Source organism: Lebetimonas sp. JS032 (genome assembly GCF_000523315.1).
Lineage (GTDB): Bacteria > Campylobacterota > Campylobacteria > Campylobacterales > Nautiliaceae > Lebetimonas.
In genome coordinates this window covers 65,661-84,485 of the sequence record NZ_ATHS01000001.1, presented here as the reverse complement: position 1 = coordinate 84,485, position 18,825 = coordinate 65,661, and the positions used below count along the sequence as shown (strand labels likewise).

20 protein-coding genes and 1 tRNA gene are annotated in these 18,825 nt (G+C 32.1%); 16 read left to right on the top strand and 5 right to left on the bottom strand.

The features are described 5' to 3' along the window. Position 1: 1 nt before the first annotated feature. Complete coding sequence (locus tag DZ65_RS0100430) at positions 2-391, top strand: hypothetical protein (RefSeq protein ID WP_024786743.1); 390 nt, start codon at positions 2-4, stop codon at positions 389-391. Here DZ65_RS0100430 and DZ65_RS0100425 read toward each other — a convergent pair. Next, a complete protein-coding gene (locus DZ65_RS0100425) occupies positions 368-796 on the bottom strand; it encodes a DciA family protein (RefSeq protein ID WP_024786742.1) in 429 nt (142 codons plus the stop codon). The two genes, DZ65_RS0100430 and DZ65_RS0100425, sit on opposite strands and share 24 nt — an antisense overlap. Here DZ65_RS0100425 and DZ65_RS10795 point away from each other — a divergent pair. The 14 genes from DZ65_RS10795 (at position 767) to DZ65_RS0100355 (ending at position 15,845) form a co-directional block, all read left to right on the top strand. After that, complete coding sequence (locus DZ65_RS10795; protein ID WP_162147140.1) at positions 767-937, top strand: hypothetical protein; 171 nt, start codon at positions 767-769, stop codon at positions 935-937. The two genes, DZ65_RS0100425 and DZ65_RS10795, sit on opposite strands and share 30 nt — an antisense overlap. Next, a complete protein-coding gene (nadB, locus tag DZ65_RS0100415) occupies positions 934-2,352 on the top strand; it encodes an L-aspartate oxidase (protein WP_024786741.1) in 1,419 nt (472 codons plus the stop codon). The genes DZ65_RS10795 and nadB overlap by 4 nt, the downstream gene beginning before the upstream one ends. A gap of 1 nt (position 2,353) precedes the next feature. Continuing rightward, the gene (nhaD, locus tag DZ65_RS0100410; protein ID WP_024786740.1) at positions 2,354-3,661 is read left to right on the top strand and encodes a sodium:proton antiporter NhaD; all 1,308 of its coding nucleotides are present in this window, start codon (positions 2,354-2,356) and stop codon (positions 3,659-3,661) included. Between the two features lie 43 nt (positions 3,662-3,704). Beyond that, positions 3,705-5,240, top strand: a complete 1,536-nt coding sequence (guaA, locus tag DZ65_RS0100405) for a glutamine-hydrolyzing GMP synthase (RefSeq protein ID WP_024786739.1) — start codon at positions 3,705-3,707, stop codon at positions 5,238-5,240. A 29-nt stretch (positions 5,241-5,269) separates the two neighbouring features. After that, the gene (locus DZ65_RS0100400; protein ID WP_024790478.1) at positions 5,270-5,920 is read left to right on the top strand and encodes a uroporphyrinogen-III synthase; all 651 of its coding nucleotides are present in this window, start codon (positions 5,270-5,272) and stop codon (positions 5,918-5,920) included. A 702-nt stretch (positions 5,921-6,622) separates the two neighbouring features. Continuing rightward, entirely contained in the window at positions 6,623-7,963 is a 1,341-nt protein-coding gene (locus tag DZ65_RS0100395; RefSeq protein ID WP_024786737.1) for a [Fe-Fe] hydrogenase large subunit C-terminal domain-containing protein, read from the top strand. A 19-nt stretch (positions 7,964-7,982) separates the two neighbouring features. Continuing rightward, positions 7,983-8,345, top strand: coding sequence for an iron hydrogenase small subunit (locus DZ65_RS0100390; RefSeq protein ID WP_024786736.1), 363 nt, complete (start codon positions 7,983-7,985; stop codon positions 8,343-8,345). After that, the gene (locus DZ65_RS0100385) at positions 8,335-9,009 is read left to right on the top strand and encodes a cytochrome b/b6 domain-containing protein (RefSeq protein WP_024786735.1); all 675 of its coding nucleotides are present in this window, start codon (positions 8,335-8,337) and stop codon (positions 9,007-9,009) included. Before DZ65_RS0100390 ends, DZ65_RS0100385 begins: the two co-directional genes overlap by 11 nt. A 52-nt stretch (positions 9,010-9,061) precedes the next feature. Continuing rightward, the gene (locus DZ65_RS0100380; protein WP_024786734.1) at positions 9,062-10,465 is read left to right on the top strand and encodes an aspartate ammonia-lyase; all 1,404 of its coding nucleotides are present in this window, start codon (positions 9,062-9,064) and stop codon (positions 10,463-10,465) included. Continuing rightward, positions 10,449-11,714 carry a [FeFe] hydrogenase H-cluster maturation GTPase HydF gene (gene hydF, locus DZ65_RS0100375; protein ID WP_024786733.1) on the top strand — a complete coding sequence of 422 codons (1,266 nt, stop codon included), beginning with the start codon at positions 10,449-10,451 and terminating at the stop codon, positions 11,712-11,714. Before DZ65_RS0100380 ends, hydF begins: the two co-directional genes overlap by 17 nt. Beyond that, complete coding sequence (gene hydE / locus DZ65_RS0100370) at positions 11,701-12,708, top strand: [FeFe] hydrogenase H-cluster radical SAM maturase HydE (protein ID WP_024786732.1); 1,008 nt, start codon at positions 11,701-11,703, stop codon at positions 12,706-12,708. Before hydF ends, hydE begins: the two co-directional genes overlap by 14 nt. Continuing rightward, positions 12,705-13,454, top strand: coding sequence for an AAA family ATPase (locus tag DZ65_RS0100365; protein WP_024786731.1), 750 nt, complete (start codon positions 12,705-12,707; stop codon positions 13,452-13,454). Before hydE ends, DZ65_RS0100365 begins: the two co-directional genes overlap by 4 nt. Continuing rightward, a complete protein-coding gene (locus DZ65_RS0100360) occupies positions 13,444-14,730 on the top strand; it encodes a nitrogenase component 1 (protein ID WP_024786730.1) in 1,287 nt (428 codons plus the stop codon). Before DZ65_RS0100365 ends, DZ65_RS0100360 begins: the two co-directional genes overlap by 11 nt. A gap of 8 nt (positions 14,731-14,738) precedes the next feature. Continuing rightward, positions 14,739-15,845 carry a nitrogenase component 1 gene (locus DZ65_RS0100355; protein ID WP_024786729.1) on the top strand — a complete coding sequence of 369 codons (1,107 nt, stop codon included), beginning with the start codon at positions 14,739-14,741 and terminating at the stop codon, positions 15,843-15,845. 82 nt (positions 15,846-15,927) lie between these two features. Here the strand turns inward: DZ65_RS0100355 and DZ65_RS0100350 are convergent. From DZ65_RS0100350 to fliL, 3 genes are all read right to left on the bottom strand, one after another. Continuing rightward, positions 15,928-16,004, bottom strand: a tRNA-Arg gene (locus DZ65_RS0100350). 21 nt (positions 16,005-16,025) lie between these two features. Continuing rightward, positions 16,026-16,367: a holo-ACP synthase gene (gene acpS, locus DZ65_RS0100345; protein WP_024788986.1), complete on the bottom strand. Its 342-nt coding sequence runs from the start codon at positions 16,365-16,367 to the stop codon at positions 16,026-16,028. Beyond that, positions 16,364-16,882 (bottom strand): flagellar basal body-associated protein FliL, encoded by a 519-nt coding sequence (gene fliL, locus DZ65_RS0100340; RefSeq protein ID WP_024786727.1) that lies wholly within the window; start codon positions 16,880-16,882, stop codon positions 16,364-16,366. The genes acpS and fliL overlap by 4 nt, the downstream gene beginning before the upstream one ends. Before the next feature lie 42 nt (positions 16,883-16,924). On the opposite strand from fliL, the gene DZ65_RS0100335 reads away from it, so the two are divergent. Next, positions 16,925-17,704 carry an ABC transporter permease gene (locus tag DZ65_RS0100335; protein WP_035002980.1) on the top strand — a complete coding sequence of 260 codons (780 nt, stop codon included), beginning with the start codon at positions 16,925-16,927 and terminating at the stop codon, positions 17,702-17,704. Here the strand turns inward: DZ65_RS0100335 and ftsZ are convergent. Further along, positions 17,701-18,819: a cell division protein FtsZ gene (ftsZ, locus tag DZ65_RS0100330; RefSeq protein WP_024790477.1), complete on the bottom strand. Its 1,119-nt coding sequence runs from the start codon at positions 18,817-18,819 to the stop codon at positions 17,701-17,703. The genes DZ65_RS0100335 and ftsZ overlap by 4 nt on opposite strands. Between the last annotated feature and the right edge of the window lie 6 nt (positions 18,820-18,825).

Below are 18,825 nucleotides of genomic sequence, written 5' to 3'. Positions count from 1 at the left end.
AATGAAACAGATTTCAGTGTTTTTGGAAAGGAAAACAGGAAGGCTTAAAGAAATTACCGAGGCTTTGGCAAAAGAGAATGTCAGTATTAAGGCTATTACACTGGTTGAAGCAAGTGATTTTGGAATACTCAGAATTTTGACAAAAGATGTTGTAAAAGCTACCGAAGCAATAGAAAAAAGCGGTTTTTCTCTAACTCTTAGCGATGTGTTAATAGTTGAAGTTGATGATGAAATAGGGGCTCTAAACAAAATTGTTTCAACATTAAATGAAAACGGTATTGATATAAATTATTGTTATACAGTTAATTCGGATAGAAAAGGTTCTTTTGCATTTAAAGTTTCGGATATAAACAAAGCGAAAAAAGTTTTAACCGGGTTTAGAGTTTATTAAATTTTTTATTTCTTCAAATTTTTTTCTTAAATTTTCTTTTTTTGCTTTTATTTTAAATTTTCCCGCCTCTTTAATATAAAATTTTATTTCTTTTGGAGGTGTTAAAGGTTTTTGGTATTTATAAAATGTAACTATTTTTTTTGGATTTATACTGTTGCACTGATTTGCCTTGTGGAGTGTTTTTATAATAGAAAAAATTATATTTTTATTATAAAAAATCTCCTGCCTTAAAGCGGGATGTGATACTTTTATATACAAAATCTCTCCTTTTAAAGAATAAGAAGTTATATATTTATTGTATTTACGGGGCATTAGTGCTATAATTTTTTTTAAACAACGTTTTTCTTGTAATTTATCATTAAAGGGATTAAATAAATGTTTAAGTATATCTTTTGCTTTTTTCATATTATAATTATATCTGTTTTTTTAGGATGTGGCTATAAGGCAGACCCTGTTTGGCCAGGTAAAGAACAAAATATAACCAAAGAAATTAATTCAAGTGAACTTAAAATTATAGAAATAAACAATACTATGGAGATAAAATGAAATTTGACGTAGTTATAATAGGAAGCGGAATCGCCGGACTTTGGGCAGCAAAATATATAAATGACTATTCTGATTTGTCAACTTTAATAATTACAAAAAAAGAAGTGTGGGATGCAAACAGTTTCTATGCACAAGGCGGAGTTACAATGGCTCTTGATAAAGAGGATGTGCCTGCTCATATAGAAGATACTATTAGGGCGGGGAGTTTTCACAACAATAAAGAAATGGTTGAAATTTTATCGCGTTCGTCTCTTAAATTAAAAGAGGATTTAAAAAATTACGGCTTTAAATTCGAAGGTGTTACAAGAGAAGCGGCACATTCAGTCCCGAGGGTTTATCATGCCGGAGGAGACGCTACAGGAAGGGAACTTCACAGGTTTTTAATAAAAAAAGACAAAAGTTATTTATTAGATAATGCAGTAGTTTTTGATTTATTAATAGAAGGTGGTGTCTGTTACGGTGTGAGTCTGCTTAAAAACAATAAAAAATATAATGTTTATGCAAATAATATAATACTTGCAAGCGGGGGAATAGGCGCTTTATATAAATATGACACAAACGCAAGAACTATTTCGGGGGATATTCAGGGAATTGCAATAGAAAAGGGAATGGAAATAAACGATATGGAATTTACACAGTTTCATCCTACTGTTTTCATAGAAAGTAAATTTTCTCAAAAACTTCTTTTAACCGAAGCTTTAAGAGGAGAAGGTGCTTATGTTGTTGATGAAAAAGGAGAGAGATTTTTATTTGAATATGATGAAAGAGGGGAGCTTGCAAGCAGAGATATTGTAAGCAGAGCTATTTTTATGCATCAGCAAAAAGGCCATAAAGTGTTTTTGGACGTAAGTATGTTTGAGGAGGAATATTTTAAAAACCGTTTTCCTACAATTTTTAACAAACTGAGGGATTATGATATAAAGGTGCCTTTTGAAAAAATTCCTATTTCTCCTGCATTTCATTATTTTATGGGTGGAATTGTGGTTGATGTGAATGCTAAAATAAAAAATTTTAAAAACCTTTATGCTGCCGGGGAAGTGGCAAATACGGGAGTTCACGGTGCTAACAGGCTTGCAAGCAATTCTACGCTTGAATGTTTTGTATTCGGCAGAAAAGCCGCAAGGGATATATTAAAAAACAGATTTAAAACTGATGAAAGAATATTCGATATAAATGATGAAATATTATTTAAAGAAAATGATAAAAAATATAAAAATATGTTAAGGGAAATAATGTGGAAAAATGTTGGTATAATTAGAACAAAAAACGGTTTAAGTGAGGCGTTGGATTTCGTTGAAAAACATATTGATAAGCTCGGGCGGCTTACAAAGTTGAGATTTCTAACGGCAAGGGAAATAATAAAAGCGGCTATTAAAAGAAAAGAGTCTCTCGGGGCTCATTACAGAAAGGATTAAAATGCATGAAGAAATTGTAAATTACACTCATACATGGGTAGGAATAGCTGTTTTGGCTATTTTTGTTGTTGGATATTATTTTATTGCAACAGAAGAAAAATTTGAAATAAATAAATCAAAACCGGCACTTTTTATAGGTACTTTTTCTTTTTTGCTTATAGGTACATATTTTTGGTTAAACCATCTTGACCCTTCACCGCTGCACGAAGAGCTTAAACATCTGATTGAAGAAATAGCGGAGATTTTCTTTTTCTTAATGGTTGCCATGACATATATAGAAAGCCTGATAGAAAGAGGTGTGTTTGACGCTTTGAAATACCGTTTGATTTCAAGAGGCTATACTTATAAAAAAATATTTTGGATAACGGGAACACTTTCATTTTGGATAAGCCCTTTTGCCGATAATTTAACTACAGCGCTTATTCTTTCAACAGTACTGATTACTATAGATAAACATAATATCAATTTTTTGGTTCCAGGTGCCATAAATATAGTGGTGGCTGCAAATGCCGGGGGTGCATGGTCTCCTTTCGGGGATATTACGACACTTATGGCTTGGACTGCAGGAAAAGGCGAAATAATAGATTTTTTAGCACTGTTTCCGGCTGTATTTATAGGATGGCTTTTAAGTGCTTGGCTTTTAAGTCTTTTTGTACCAAAAGGCAAGCCTCATTTTGATGCTTTGACCACCCCTAAAGCTGAAATAAAAAACGGTGGAAAAGTTATTATATTTTTAGGCGCTCTTACCATTGCCATTGCGGTATTTGGCCACATAGTGATGCATTTTCCGGCAATGTGGGGAATGATGTTCGGTTTGGCATTATTGGAAATTTACAGTTTTTATCATAAAAGGAAATATAAAGAAAAAATAGATGTGTTTGTTAATATGACCAAAATAGAACATGATACACTGCTTTTCTTTTTCGGTATTCTTTCGGCGGTAGGCGCGCTGTATTTTCTTGGATGGCTTTTTTATGTTACCAAACTTTATGAAATAATAGGCCCAACATGGGGAAATATCGGTGTTGGATTTATAAGTTCTATTATAGATAACGTTCCTGTAATGGCGGCTATCTTAAAAGCCGACCCTCCAATGGATGCAGCCCAGTGGATGCTTGTTACAATGACAGCCGGGATCGGTGGAAGCTTAATCAGTTTTGGAAGTGCCGCCGGTGTTGGAGTTATGGGTAGAATGAGAGGGATTTATACATTTAATACACATATAAAATATGGTTGGGCCGTATTAATCGGATATCTCCTAAGCTGTGCCATCTGGTATGTTCAGTTCGAAATTCTTCACTGGTATTAATTTTCCCTTTCTTTTTGTTACAATTTCATTAAAAAGGATATAAATGCAAGTAGAAATACTAATACTTGATTTTGGAAGTCAATATACCCAGTTAATAGCCAGAAGATTAAGGGAAGTCGGAATATACAGCGAAATAGTGCCTTATTTTGACGGATTAAAAGTAGCAAAAGAAAAAAAGCCAAAAGGAATAATTTTCAGTGGCGGGCCCGCAAGTGTTTATGATAAAGACGCTTACAGAGTAGATAAAGAAATATATGATTTAGGTTTGCCGATTCTTGGAATTTGTTATGGAATGCAGCTAATTACCGTTGATTTCGGTGGTGAGGTAGTAAGAGCTCACCATCACGAATATGGTAAAGCAGAGCTGTTTATAGATGAACCTCATAAACTTTTTAAAGATGTCAGCAATCCCACAGTTGTCTGGATGAGCCATTCAGACAGGGTTGAAAAACTGCCTAACGGATTTAAAAGAATAGCTCATACCTCAAATGCTCCATATGCTGCAATTGTAAATGAAGAAAAAGAAATTTATGCAATTCAGTTTCACCCGGAAGTAGCCCATTCAGATGAAGGAAGTAAAATTTTAAAAAATTTTGCAAAAGAAGTCTGCTCTGTAACAAGTAAATGGGATATGGCTCATTTTGCAAAAGAACAAATCAAAAAAATTAAAGAACAGGTAGGGGAAAACAAAGTAATATGTGCATTAAGCGGTGGAGTTGACAGTTCGGTTACAGCGGCACTTTTACATGAAGCCATTAAAGATAAATTAATTCCTATTTTTGTGGACACAGGTCTGCTTAGAAAAAATGAGAGAGAAGAAGTTGAACATGCTTTTAAAAATGTATTACACGTGCCTTTAATTACTGTTGATGCAAGGGAAAAGTTTTTAGGAAGGTTAAAAGGTGTAACTGACCCGGAAGAAAAAAGAAAAATTATAGGGCATACTTTTATTGAGGTTTTTGAGGAAGCGGCCAAAAAACATAAAGACGCAAAATTTTTAGCGCAGGGGACTCTGTATCCTGATGTAATTGAATCTGTTTCTGTAAAAGGGCCGTCAAAAACAATAAAATCACATCATAATGTAGGAGGACTTCCCGAGTGGATGAAATTTGAACTTATTGAACCCTTAAGAGAGCTTTTTAAAGATGAAGTCAGAAAATTAGGGTTAGAGCTTGGGCTGCCTAAAGACTTGGTATACCGTCATCCGTTTCCAGGACCGGGACTTGCTATTAGAATAATGGGTGAAGTTAATGAAAAAGATTTAGATATTTTAAGAGAAGCTGATTACATTTTAATTCAAGAGCTTAAAGCGTGGGGGCTTTATAATGAAGTTTGGCAGGCCTTTGCGGTACTTCTTAATGTAAAAAGCGTTGGGGTAATGGGAGATAACAGGACATATGACAATGCGGTTGCAATAAGATGTGTCAGCTCAACTGACGGTATGACGGCAACTTTTTCCCATTTGCCGCATGAATTTTTAGAAAAGGTTTCAACAAGAATTATCAATGAAGTCGACGGTATCAACAGAGTGGTTTATGACATTTCAAGCAAACCTCCTGCAACAATTGAGTGGGAGTAAAATCAAAAATTAAAAATGAAAAGTTAAAAGTGAAAAATTTAAGGTTACCTATTTATTTATTAAATAACGATAAATATGAAGGGGTAATAAATTATCCTGTTATAAAAATAAATTTTCTATCCTCTTCTATTTCTTTTGATGGAATTGATTATCTGATTTTTACTTCTAAAAACGGGGTTAGGGCGATAAATAAATTAACTGATAAATGGAAAAATTTTCCAAGTCTGGCAATAGGAAAAGCAACTGCAAAAGAAATAGAAAAATTAGGAGGAATTGTTGAATTTGTTTCATCTAATGCCTATGGGGATGAATTTGCAAAAGAAATAAATAAAAAATATAAAAATAAAAAATTTCTTTTTTTAAGGGCAAAAGAAATAATATCAAATATAAAAGAAATTTTTGATAAATCTGATAATTCTTTAAAAGAAATTATAGTGTATGAAACTGTTTGCGCTAAACTTGATAAATTTATTAAAAAACCGGCTATTGTAATTTTTACTTCGCCTTCCACTGTTAAATGTTTTTCAAAAATCAATGATTTTGAAAATATTTTACCGATTGCAATAGGAAATAAAACGAAAAATGCTCTTTTGGAATTTACCAAAAATTCTATTTTAACTCCGCAAAATCCTTATATTAAAGAATGCGTCCTGCTTGCAAAAAATGTAAAATTAAGATAAAATTGTAATATAACTTCTTTATTGCTTATAAAGTGCTCTTTAAAAATCTTGATTGACAAAAGCTCAAGTTTTTGTTATAATTTTAATGCCTGGGAGGAGCGCTACCCGTACATTTTGGGGCCCTACAACCTTTTTTTTAGGGGAGACGGTAGCTTCGGGGTGTGCGGCGAGATGGACTCGCCCCTAAACCGATGCTCCCATCCCCACACTGTGACTTGGCGGAGCCCAAAGTCACTACGTGAACGCCCTCTCGGGCAAAATAATGAAAAATTTAAAATGTATAATGTAGAATGAATAAATGAAAAAAGTATTTACAATTAATAATAATTTTAGTATAATAAGTGACAGACACTTATAAATCATAATTTTGAGAATAATCTAAATTTTTTAGATTGATTATTTTAGCTTTGATTTTATTTGTTAATTTTTTTTATAATAAAAATTATTAATATTTTAAATATAATCTTATATTATAACTTCTTAAATAAAAAACAATTTTCTACATATGAAAAAATATAAAAAATCCTTAATTAAAAGTCATTAATTTATTCTGTAATCACATTTTATATATGAATTTATCTATTAAAATTTAATTTAGTCCTAAATTTATATAAGAAAAATTAAATTTTAAGTTATTTTTAAGAATTAATATTATAATTTAACGAAAATTAATCTTAAAAATTTTTATGAAAGGAGTTTTTAATGAAAAAAACAGCCAAGGTTAAAATTTTTTCTCCTACAGAGAAAAATTATGTAAATATAGCAACCGGTACATACAGAGCGGGAGAATTAAAAGGTATTATTAAAATAAATTCTCAAAGCTGTGTAGGCTGCGACACCTGCAGACATGTATGTCCAGCAGATGCGATAAACGGTGCTATTGGTGTTGCCCACTCAATTGATGAAATGAAATGCATTGCTTGTGGTCAATGTTTAATTAACTGCCCATTCGGTGCAATAGAACAATTAAGTTTTGTAGAAGAGGTAATGAAAAATCTGGAAAATAAAGAAAAAACTGTTGTGGCGGTAATAGCCCCTTCGGTCCGTGTGGCAATAGCCGAAGAATTTGGAGCACCTCCCGGTACTTTAACAGTTGGAAAACTTCATAATGCATTAAAAAAAGCTGGTTTTAAAATTTATGAAAACAATTTAGCGGCCGATCAAACAATTATGGAAGAAGGAAGCGAATTTATAGCAAAAGTAAAATACTGGCTGTTAGGAGAAAGAAGCGAAAAATTAAATGAAATGGCAAATCATCCTTTACCACATTTTACATCTTGCTGTTCGGGTTGGGTTAGATATGCAGAAATATATTATCCAGAACTAATCCCTCACATATCCGGTGCAAAATCCCCTATGCAAATGGCAGGTCCTTCTGCAAAAACTTGGGCTGCTTTAGACATTTGGAAAGTGGATCCGAGAAACGTTTACACTGTCGGAATAATGCCGTGTACCGCTAAAATATTTGAAGCAAGCAGACCGGAATTCAACTCTTCTTGGAAATTTTTAAAAGAAAAAGGTTATATTCCAGAAGACACCCCTCCATTCCCTGATACAGATGCAGTGCTTACAACAAGGGATTTAGCCACATTACTTAAAATGAAAGGAATCAATCCTCTTGAGTTACCGGAAAAAGAAAATGAAACGGAAACGGAAATTTACACGGGAGCTGCCACAATATTTGGTAACAGCGGAGGCGTTACGGAAGCTGCTCTTAGAACAGTTTATTATATTCTCTCTGGAAAAGAACCGCCCAAATGGGATTTTTATGAAGTAAGGGGACATACTGACGGATTAAGAGAAGCAGAAATTCCTATTACTCTTAAATCCGGAAAAACAATTGTGGTAAAAGCCGCTGTAGTTAACGGGATAAAAAATCATCTTGATAAAATTGTTAAAGATGTAATAAAAGGCACTTCACCTTACCATATAATTGAAGTAATGAATTGTCCCGGAGGTTGTATTGACGGAGGAGGACAGCCTGTTAATCCAATGGGTACTTCATGGATAGACCCGTTATTACCTTTAAGATTAAATGCTTAAAATAAAAAAGGAGAATAAAATGAATGAAAAATTATCTTATCAATATGAAGAAAAACCTGCCACCACTTTAATAGACAGAAGAACTTTTCTTAAAGTTACAGGGGTTATAGTATCGGTTATCGCTGTTGGAGGTTATGTAATTACAGATCTTTTCAAAAAAAGGAATAAATATATAAAAATGAGGCAAACAGGTTTATATAAAGATGATATAAGATTACAGCAAAAAGGATTGGCAGCTTCTCACGAAAATCCTACTGTTCAGGAATTTTATAAAAAATTTGCGAACCATCCGATGAGTGAAATATCAGAAGAACTTTTACATACAAAAGGATATGTTGTTAGAACCAACTTAAATTTAAAAGGAGGAAAACATGCTTGCTGAAAATGAAAGGGTATTGAGATTTCCTGTTTATGAAAAAATGTTTCATAACATCAATGCAATTACATGGTATATATTGGCCTTTACCGGAATGGCTGTATATTTTAAATGGGCATCAGGTGAAAGTGCTAAGTTTTTAATGGAAGTTCACATCTGGACGGCAATTGTTTTTACTTTGAATTTTATTTCTTTTATTTTAATAGCACCGGACAGGTTTTATATTATAATGAAAAATTTATTACAATGGGATAAAGACACATTTGCATGGTTTAAAAATTTAGGCGGATATCCCAGAATGTTCGGTATTCCTTTCGGTCCTGAAAAAACTGCTCCACAAGGAAAATATAATGCTGGACAAAAAGTCGCTTATTTAATTTTTATATTTATGATTTTCGGATTGATAGTAACAGGATGGGCGCTTTATTTTGCAAAACAAGGGCTTGGCAAAGAACTTATGCTTTATTTCTTTTATTTCCATGTTTGGGGTTCTATAATAACTACAGCCCTTGTAACGTTTGTTCATTTGCCTCTTTCAATAATAAATATGGAAGATTTTAAAGCAATGTGGAGACTGGACAGCGGTTATATGCCTTTTGATGCCGCCGAACATCATTCCCCTAAATGGGTTGAAGACGATTTAGTTCAAATCAACTCTATAAAACAATAAAAAGAGCTGTTCAGCTCTTTTTATTTCAAGTAAAATCACGGAGGTTACTTAGTTGTTTAGAGAAGAAAAAGACAGTTTAGGTGTAGTAAAGATTCCATCTGATAGATATTACGGTATAAATACCGCAAGAGCCTATAATAATTTTCAAATATCCGGATATAAAGTGCCAAATGAGTTGATTAAAGCATATGCATTGGTTAAAAAAGCCTGTGCAACAACAAATGCTAAATTAAATTATCTCAGCAAAGAATATGCTAATGCAATATGTAATGCCTGTGACGAAATAATCGATGGAAAATTTCAGGAAGATTTTATAGTGGACGCATTGCAAGGTGGCGCTGGCACATCAACAAATATGAATATAAATGAAGTGATAGCTAACAGGGCAAATGAAATATTAGGATATCCAAAAGGTAAACATTATCCGATACATCCGCTTGAACATGTAAATCTTCATCAATCAACCAATGACACATATCCAAGCGCATTAAAAATAGCGGCGCTTTTTTTATTGGAAAAATTAAGCGAAGTTATAGCAGATTTTCAAAATATTCTACAAAAAAAAGAAAAAGAATTTGCTTCCATTTTAAAAATCGGGAGGACAGAACTTCAAGAAGCAGTCCCTTTTACTCTCGGCAGGGAATTTTCGGCTTTTGCCGAAGCTATATCCAGAGACAGATGGAGAATATGGAAATGCAAAGAGAGAATAAGGGTCTTAAATATTGGTTCTACTGCAATAGGAACGGGTTTAACCGCCCCTAGGGAATATATTTTTTTGGTTATTGAAATTTTAAGAGATTTAACTGGATTAAATATTTCCCGTGCTGAAAATCCTGTAAGTGTAACCGCTTTTGCAGATGATATTGTGGAAGTTGTAGGTATTCTTGATGCTTATTCTTCAAATTTATTTAAAATTTCTAATGATATCCGTCTTATGAATTTTTTAAAAGAAATAAAATTAAAGCCAGTTCAAGCCGGTTCTTCTATAATGCCTGGCAAAATAAATCCCGTAATACTTGAATCTGCAATACAAACAGCAATAAAAGTTAAATCCGATTTTAATGTAATAAGAGACTGTGTTTCTTTGTCATCTTTTCAAATTGTTGAATTTATGCCTTTAATAGCATTTAGTTTTATAGAATCTTTAAAACTGCTTTTGAATATAACTGTAAACTTGAAAGAACATATTAAAGAAATTAAAGCAAATGAAAAAATATGTAATAAATATTTTGAAGAAAGCTTTTCAATTTTAACCGTTTTACTCCCTTTGATAGGTTATGAGAAAACATTAAAAATTGTAAAAGAAATACAAAATAAAAACATAACGAATATAAAAGAATTTTTAAAAAATAGATTTGGCGAAAAAATTCTTGAATTATTTTTTCCTGAAAATCTTAATTCTCTTGGATATGATAAGAATAAATTAAAGGAGCTGTTTAATGATATCAACACCTAAAGGTTTAAGATTACATATCGGTGTTTTTGGAAGAACAAATGTCGGAAAATCGTCTTTTTTAAATATGATTACAGGACAAAATATTTCGATTGTTTCCCCTGTTGCCGGAACTACAACAGATATTGTCGAAAAAACAATGGAATTATTGCCAATAGGACCGGTTGTTTTTTTAGATACAGCTGGATTTGATGATAATTCAGTTTTGGGAAACTTAAGAATAGAAAAAACTTTAAATGTTCTTAAAAAAACTGATATTTGTTTATTAATTTTAGAGCCTGATAAATGGACTGATTATGAAGAAAATATAATTCAGATAATAAAAGAAAAAAAAATTCCTTTAATTGCTGTTATTAATAAAATCGATTTACAAAAGCCTTCGGATGAATTTATAAATAAACTTGAATCAATTTTTGGAAAAAACATTATTAAAGTTTCAAGTTTAGACAGTGATAATAAAGAAAAATATATTAATGCTTTAAAAAAACACATTATTGATATTTGCCCATCTGATTTTTTACAACCGCCGGCGTTAATAGGTGATTTAATCCCCTCAGGGGGATTGGCTGTTTTGGTTGTTCCTATTGATTTAGAAGCTCCTAAAGGCAGATTGATACTTCCCCAGGTTCAAACTATAAGAGACACTTTGGATAACGATTCCATGGCACTGATTGTTAAAGAAAGAGAACTTTCATATGCAATGTCTATTTTAAATCAAAAACCCGATATTGTAGTATGTGACTCACAGGGGGTATTAAAAATGGTTGCGGATATTCCAAAAGATATAAAAGCGACAACCTTTTCGATACTTTTCTCCCGTTATAAAGGAGATTTACTGGAACAAGCCAGGGGCACCGCACATATAGATGCTCTTAAGCCGGGAGATAAAGTTTTAATAGCTGAAGCATGCACTCATCATGCTTTGGAGGATGACATAGGAAGGGTTAAAATTCCAAGATGGCTTAAACAGTATGTAGGGGGGGATTTGCAAATTGATGTTTATGCCGGAAAAGATTACCCTGATAATGTATCGGATTATAAACTTATTATCCATTGCGGCGGATGTGTATTAAATAGAAGAGGAATGCTTTCACGCATACAAATGGCAAAAGAAGTTAACGTTCCTATTACAAATTATGGTATGGCGATTTCTTTTTTACAGGGAGTTATTAAGAGAACTTTGAGCCCTTTCCCCGCTGCTTTAATGATGTTTGAAAATGAAAGAAAAAAGTTGAAAAATGATGTTAAATAAAACTGAAATTATTCTATCGTTAATAAAAAACGATAATAAAATTTTTGAAAGAGCAACAGAAATCAGAAATAAACACTGTGGTAATGAAGCTCATATAAGGGGAGTTATACATTTTTCCAATTATTGTATCAGTGATTGTTTATATTGCGGTTTAAGAAAAAGTAATAAAGAAATGAAACGTTTTAGGATGGATGAAGAAACTATAATTAAAATAGCCGGTGAAATTGCCCAAAAAGGGATAAAAACCATAGTTTTACAATCAGGGGAAGACCCTTTTTTTACAAGAGAAAAAATCTGCAGCATTATCCGACAAATCAAAAAAAAATATGATGTAGCCATTACATTGAGCTTGGGAGAGTTGTCTTTTGATGATTATAAAGCATTCAAAGATGCCGGAGCCGATAGGTATTTAATGAAACATGAAACAATGAATGAAAAATTATATGAAAAAATGAGACCCGGCAGAAAATTAAAAGACAGAATAAAAGCGTTAGAATTTTTAAGAAAAACAGGTTTCCAGGTAGGAGCTGGCAATATTGTGGGTTTACCAAAACAAACTTTCAATGATTTGGCAGACGATATCCTGTTTTTTCAGGATTTTCAACCCGATATGATAAATATAGGTCCTTTTATTCCGCATCCGCAAACACCTTTAAAAAAGTTTTCTTCCGGAAATTTTAATCTTATGTTGAGAGTTTTTGCATTAACAAGAATTGTAACTAAAAACACGCATATTGCAGCCGCAAATACAGTTGCAACACTTAATCCTGAAAATGGGCAATTTTTATGTTTTACTAAAGGTGGATGTAACGTTTTGATGCCAAATTGCAACCCTTCTTTCGAAAGTAAAAATAAAAAAATTGAATTTGAATTTCAATGTGCACCTAAAAAACGTTATGTAGATATAAATGAAGCTACAAATGTAATTACAAAAGCGGGTATTAAAATTTCAAGAACTAAAGGGAATTCATTAAAAATAAAGGAATACCAATGAAAAAAATAGCAATATATGGTAAAGGCGGTATTGGAAAATCAACAATTACATCCAATTTATCCGCTGCTATTGCAACAATGGGGAAAAGGGTCATACAAATAGGCTGCGATCCAAAAGCAGATTCTACAATAAATCTTTTAGGAGGAGTGCCTCCTAAAACAATACTTAGTTATATTGAAGAAAATGGTATGCCAAAATCAATCGAAGAAATAGTAAAAACAGGTTTTGCAAATACTGTGACTTTTGAAGTTGGCGGTCCAACACCCGGCCAAGGATGCGCGGGCAGAGGTATTGTAACGGCACTCGAACTTTTAAAAGAATTGAATGCTTATGAAATATATAAACCCGAAGTTGTTTTTTATGATGTTTTGGGAGACGTTGTATGCGGCGGTTTTGCGGTTCCAATGAGAAAAGGATATGCCGAAAAAGTAATTGTAGTGACATCCGGAGAAAAACTGTCTCTTTTTGCGGCAGAAAATATTATAAAAGCTGTTAGAAATTTTAAAAACAAAGGATATGCATCTTTATTGGGAATTATTGTCAATTTAAGAAATATACCTAATGAATTGGAAAAAGTACAAAATTTTGCAAAAGAAATGAATGTTGATATATTGGGAGTTTTACCAAGGGATGAATCTATTAATAAGGCGGAACTTTTAGGAAAAACTGTAATAGAATATGACAAAAATGCTCAAATAAGTAAAAATTTTTATTCAATTGCAAAAAGGATTTTAGATGCTTATTGAACAGACAAGAGTTAAAATTTCTGAATTAAATGAAAAAAATTTTCCTTTTGCACCCCTGGAGTCCATGGGTCCGAATCTTGCAGGATGGGGAGTGGTTGAAACCACTTTACTTTTGCCTAACAGTATTTGCCTGATGGTGGGACCTTTGGCCTGTCTTAGACACTCCTCTTTTATGTCCCATGCAAGAAACTTTTACGGGCGTTTTTATATGCTGAATATTGACGAAATAGATATTATAATGGGAAAACATTTTTCAAAAGTGGAAGAAGCTATTTTAAAAATTTCAAAAAAAGAAAAGCCAGAAATACTTATATTGGCGGGAACATGTTGCGATTATTTATTAGAAAGCGATTATACAGATGTAGTTGAAAATATGAAAAAAAAATTAAATATTGAAATAATATATACAGTAATGGCACCTTTAACGATAGGATTAAAACCTTCCCCTTTTGAATTGGCATATCAATCTTTAATTGATATTTTAAAAGATAAAAAAACAGAAATAAATAAAAACAGTGTTAATATTTTAGGAACTTTTATACCATTGAAAGAAGATTCAGAATTATTGGTTTTTCTTAAAAAGTTGGGTTATGAAAATATCTATCAAATTCCTACACTTAAAAATGTCCATGATTTGTATAAATTATCTTCTGCTTCATTAAATATCGTGATTCATCCTTTAGGCTTACTTTTAGCAAAAAAAATGTATAATGAGTTAGATATTCCTTATATATTCGCACCGGTAAGTTACGATATTTTGGAAATAAAAAAACAATATTCTAAAATTGAAGAAATAACAAATAAAAAAATTAATATAAAAGAGAAAAATAATGAAAATTTAATAAGTAAAAACAAATTTATAAAAAATAAAAATATTGCTGTTGGAAGCAGTGTTTACGGCAATCCTTTGGAATTGGCACTGGCTTTAACAAAATTAGGAGGAAATGTTAAAGCAGTTTTTTTGAGAAATTCTCCAAAACTTCATGAAAAAGAATACATTAATGAATTGTCTAAAATATCCCCTGAAACCTATATTTATAACGTTTCACATCCATATTTAAATGAAAATATAAATTTTTTTAACGATATAGAATTAGCGTTTGGGGTTGATGCCGGTATATTTTGCCAAAATGCTGTCAATATCCCTCTTTCAAGATATCAACACTCTTTTTACGGATATGAAAATTTAAAAAATTTATTAGATTCAATACAAGAAAATATTAAAAATCCAATCAGCAATTATGATTGGATATATAAATATAACTATCTTATATAGGAGTAAATATGAAATTAATAGATAATCTTTTACCTCTTGCTTCAGGATATTTTGGGGTTGCTTCAGCACTATATGAACTTGGAGGATTGATGATTACATACGGTCCGGCAGGAGGTGCATGGCATATAAATATCGGAGATGAATACAGATGGTATAGAAATAAAACAAAATTAGTAGGTGCGGGACTTTTAGAAATGGATGCAGTATTCGGAAATGATGCTAAATTTATCGATAGAATTATAAATGTTGCAAAAAACTTAAAACCGAAATTTTTAGTATTAATGGGCACCCCTGTTTCCGCAATTATAGGAACTGATTTAAACGGTTTATCTGAAACTATTCAAAAAGAATTAAATATCCCTCTTTTTTATATTAATACAAAAGGAACTGAAACATATAGTGAAGGCGCTTCAAGAGCTTTTTTAGAATTGGCTAAAACTGTTTTAAAACCTCAAAAAAAAGAGGAAAAAACTGTAAACATTCTCGGGGCTGTACATCTCGATATAGGGCATCATACGCATTTAAATCCATTAATTAATTTACTGAAAAATTTAAATTATAAAATCATCAGTATCTGGGGAATGGAAAAAAATTTTGAAAACTTAATTGAAAGTTCAAAAGCAGCTCTGAATATTGTAATTACTTCAAGCGGATTAAAATTAGCTGAATATATGCATAAGAATTTTGATATCCCATATATTGTAGGTTTTCCTGTGGGAGAAACAATAAAAAATTTAATTAATAAAAAATCTGTAAATAATAAAAAAGTATTGATAATTCACGAGCCAATTATAGCTTTGAGTATAAAAGAATATTTTGAAAAAAATTTAGGTATTGAAGCATTTGCCGCTTCCCCAATAAAAAATGATTTATTGAATAATAACTGCTGTTTTTTTGAAAATAAAAATTTCAGTTTCACAGAAACTGAAGAGGGTTTTAAAAAGTTTAATGATGAATTTTATTATATAATTGCTGATCCAATTTATCAAAAATTTATAAAATCTAAAAAATTTATCCCATTACCCCATTTAGCATTAAGCGGGAGACTTTATATGAATTTAAATTATGATTTTATTGGAAAAGAAGGAGAGATATATTTTAAAAAATTTTTGTGAAAATTATAAAAGTTTAATATTATTTTGTATTTTGTGAAAAAAAATTTAATTATTATAATTTATTTGTAAAATTCTAAAATCTTGGCGTCCCCGGCGCGATTCGAACGCACGGCCTCCACCTCCGCAGGGTGGCGCTCTATCCGGCTGAGCTACGGGGACAGGAATGAAATTATATCAAATTTATCTGGAAATTATAACAGCGGCGATGGCGAATCCTCCGTCATGGGAAATTGAAAGGTCGGCATTTTTTAAATTAAATTTTTTAATTGTTTTTTCTGAAAAATAGGGCTTATTTTTTGAATTTTTTAGAATAATAATATCCTTGAAATTACACTCTTTTCCAATACCCGTTCCAATAGCCTTTGAAAATGCTTCTTTGGCCGCATATGCCCCCGCAACGGAAGAGGGGGTTAAAAAAAATTTCTGTTCTTCTTCATTTAAAAATTTATCTTTTGCTTTTTTACCGAATTTATCAATCATATTTTCAATTCTTGAAATTACTACAATATCTATGCCTATCACTGAATAACAAACTCCGTAAAATAAACATGCCTGATTTCGCCTGTTGTAAGCATTTCATTCAGCTTTCTTTTAATTTCCTCTTTTAATTTTTCTTTTCCTTTTGCCGTTTGAATTTCTTCTACTGTTTTACTGGAAAGAATATTTATTATGGTGTCTCTTACAGCGGGCAGTTTTTTATCAATTTCGTTTTGAAGATCCGGTGAATCCAGTTCCAGGGAAACCTTGCATTTTAAATATCTGTCTGCATTGTTGCTTACTAAATTTACTATAAACTGATCAAGCGGATAAATCGGACCAATTTGAGCCATATCACTGACTTTCTTTTTTAGAGTTTTTTCTTGTGTCTGCGGATTTGTGTTTTGCTCAGATGTGTTTGTAAGTAAAAAATATGCAACCAATCCACCTATAATCAATAATATCAGCAATAATGCAATAATAATAATTAATAATAATTTACTTCCGCTTTTTTCTTTTTTTTCTTCCCCAATTTCCTGATTTTCTTTTTCTTCCGCCATTTTATTCCTTTTTTGTTATAATTTTATCAAAAAAGGGCTTAATTGATAAACCGCTTCTTTTATAATATCGGGAAAAACACAATAAATTTTATCAATATATTGGGCGATTTTTTTATTTTCCAAATAAAAATATTTTTTCTTTTTTTTAAACCTCCGTATAGAATTAAAAATTTGTTGGATCAGATTACATTTATCGGTTACGGCTCAATCGGTGTTATCTTTTTAACCGGTTTTTTTACAGGTCTTGTTGAAGCTGTAAATTTATACGATGCGTTTCATAAATTCGGGATAGATGATTTTATGGGTTATACAATATTTATATCTGTAATTAAAGAACTCGGTCCTGTATTTGCCGCATTAATGGTGGTAAGCAGGGGAATGAGTGCTTATGCAGCGGAACTTGGAAGTATGAGAGTAACCGAGCAGATAGACGCGCTTGATGTAATGGCTGTGGATTCCAGACATTTCCTGATAGTTCCAAGAATTATTGCTACAATTATTTCACTTCCTTTATTGATTTTGTTTTTTGATGCGGTGGCCAATGTGGGGTCTTATTTGATTTCCATATATTCTCTTGATGTAAACGGTTATGCGTATCTGGATAAAATAAGACAGTTTGGAGAATTAAGCGATTTTAACGAAGGTATTACAAAGGGAATTGTATTTGGCTATTTGATAAGTGCAATTTCAACATATATAGGTTATCATACAAGAGGGGGTGCCAAAGGAGTGGGGATCAGTACCACAAGGGCTGTTGTTGTTTCTTCTGTTGTGGTATTTGCGGCTGATTATGTGATATCAGCCTTTTATTTAATTTTTTAATCTTTCATTCTTCTCATATATGCCGGAATATCAAGCTCATCCACATCAAGTTCTATTCCGCCGACTACTTTTTCTTTTCCTACCAACATTGTTTCAATATTTTTTTTGATATCTTCTTTATTTGCCGCATCATTTTTTTCAAAGCCTGTTGCGACAATAGTCACTTTTATTTCGTCAGGTGCCAATGAGTTATCTGTTGAAGTACCGAAAATTATATCGGCATCATCATGGGCTTTTTCTTCAATTATATTCATACCCTCATAAATTTCATCAAGAGAATAATCCTCATGCATAGTAAAATGAACAAGCACACCCATAGCCCCTTCAATTGAAATGTTATCAAGTAAAGGAGATTCAATTGCTTTTTTTATGGAATTAAATGCGGCTGATTCACCTTTGTCCTCACCCACACCCATAAGGGCCAATCCCTGATGTGACATTACTGTTTTTAAATCGTTAAAGTCAACGTTTATGTCATTTTCACCATATGAAATTACCATATTTGAAATTCCATGAACAGCTTTAAACAATACATCGTCCACAAGAGAGAATGCTTCTCTTCTTCCTACTTTTCTGTCTATTATTGTTAAAAGTTTGTCATTGGGTATTACAACTATTGAATTTGCCTCTTTTTTAAGCTCATTTGTACCGATTTCAGCCAATTTACCTCTTCTGTTGCCTTCAAATCTGAAAGGTTTGGTAACAACTCCTACTGTTAAGGCGCCTAATTCCTTTGCCGCTTTAGCAATGATACTTGCCGCTCCTGTACCAGTTCCGCCTCCCATTCCTGCTGAAATAAATACTAAATCTGCCCCTTCAAGGCTTTCTTTTATTTCATCAAAACTCTCTTCGGCAGCTTTTGCTCCTATTTCAGGCCTCATTCCAGCACCCAGCCCGTTTGTAAGTTTTACACCAAGCTGTATTTTTTTATGGGCTTTGCTTGTTTTTAAAGCCTGAATATCGGTATTGGCAGCTATTAATTCAACATCTTTTATCCCTCTGTTCGCCATATAGTTTATCATATTGTTTCCACCGCCGCCGACACCGATTACTTTAATTTTTGGTCCGTCGATTTCTTCTTTTATTGTGAAAAGATTGGTAGTCGCATTTTCCATTTTTTC

Excerpts from the sequence above, each read along its gene's own strand:
- DZ65_RS0100430 (WP_024786743.1), top strand. The coding sequence starts at position 2 with ATGAAACAGATTTCAGTGTTTTTGGAAAGGAAAACAGGAAGGCTTAAA.
- DZ65_RS10795 (WP_162147140.1), top strand. The coding sequence starts at position 767 with ATGTTTAAGTATATCTTTTGCTTTTTTCATATTATAATTATATCTGTT.
- DZ65_RS0100425 (WP_024786742.1), bottom strand. The coding sequence starts at position 796 with ATGAAAAAAGCAAAAGATATACTTAAACATTTATTTAATCCCTTTAAT.
- nadB (WP_024786741.1), top strand. The coding sequence starts at position 934 with ATGAAATTTGACGTAGTTATAATAGGAAGCGGAATCGCCGGACTTTGG.
- nhaD (WP_024786740.1), top strand. The coding sequence starts at position 2,354 with ATGCATGAAGAAATTGTAAATTACACTCATACATGGGTAGGAATAGCT.
- guaA (WP_024786739.1), top strand. The coding sequence starts at position 3,705 with ATGCAAGTAGAAATACTAATACTTGATTTTGGAAGTCAATATACCCAG.
- DZ65_RS0100395 (WP_024786737.1), top strand. The coding sequence starts at position 6,623 with ATGAAAAAAACAGCCAAGGTTAAAATTTTTTCTCCTACAGAGAAAAAT.
- DZ65_RS0100390 (WP_024786736.1), top strand. The coding sequence starts at position 7,983 with ATGAATGAAAAATTATCTTATCAATATGAAGAAAAACCTGCCACCACT.
- DZ65_RS0100385 (WP_024786735.1), top strand. The coding sequence starts at position 8,335 with ATGCTTGCTGAAAATGAAAGGGTATTGAGATTTCCTGTTTATGAAAAA.
- hydF (WP_024786733.1), top strand. The coding sequence starts at position 10,449 with ATGATATCAACACCTAAAGGTTTAAGATTACATATCGGTGTTTTTGGA.
- hydE (WP_024786732.1), top strand. The coding sequence starts at position 11,701 with ATGATGTTAAATAAAACTGAAATTATTCTATCGTTAATAAAAAACGAT.
- DZ65_RS0100365 (WP_024786731.1), top strand. The coding sequence starts at position 12,705 with ATGAAAAAAATAGCAATATATGGTAAAGGCGGTATTGGAAAATCAACA.
- DZ65_RS0100360 (WP_024786730.1), top strand. The coding sequence starts at position 13,444 with ATGCTTATTGAACAGACAAGAGTTAAAATTTCTGAATTAAATGAAAAA.
- DZ65_RS0100355 (WP_024786729.1), top strand. The coding sequence starts at position 14,739 with ATGAAATTAATAGATAATCTTTTACCTCTTGCTTCAGGATATTTTGGG.
- fliL (WP_024786727.1), bottom strand. The coding sequence starts at position 16,882 with ATGGCGGAAGAAAAAGAAAATCAGGAAATTGGGGAAGAAAAAAAAGAA.
- ftsZ (WP_024790477.1), bottom strand. The coding sequence starts at position 18,819 with ATGGAAAATGCGACTACCAATCTTTTCACAATAAAAGAAGAAATCGAC.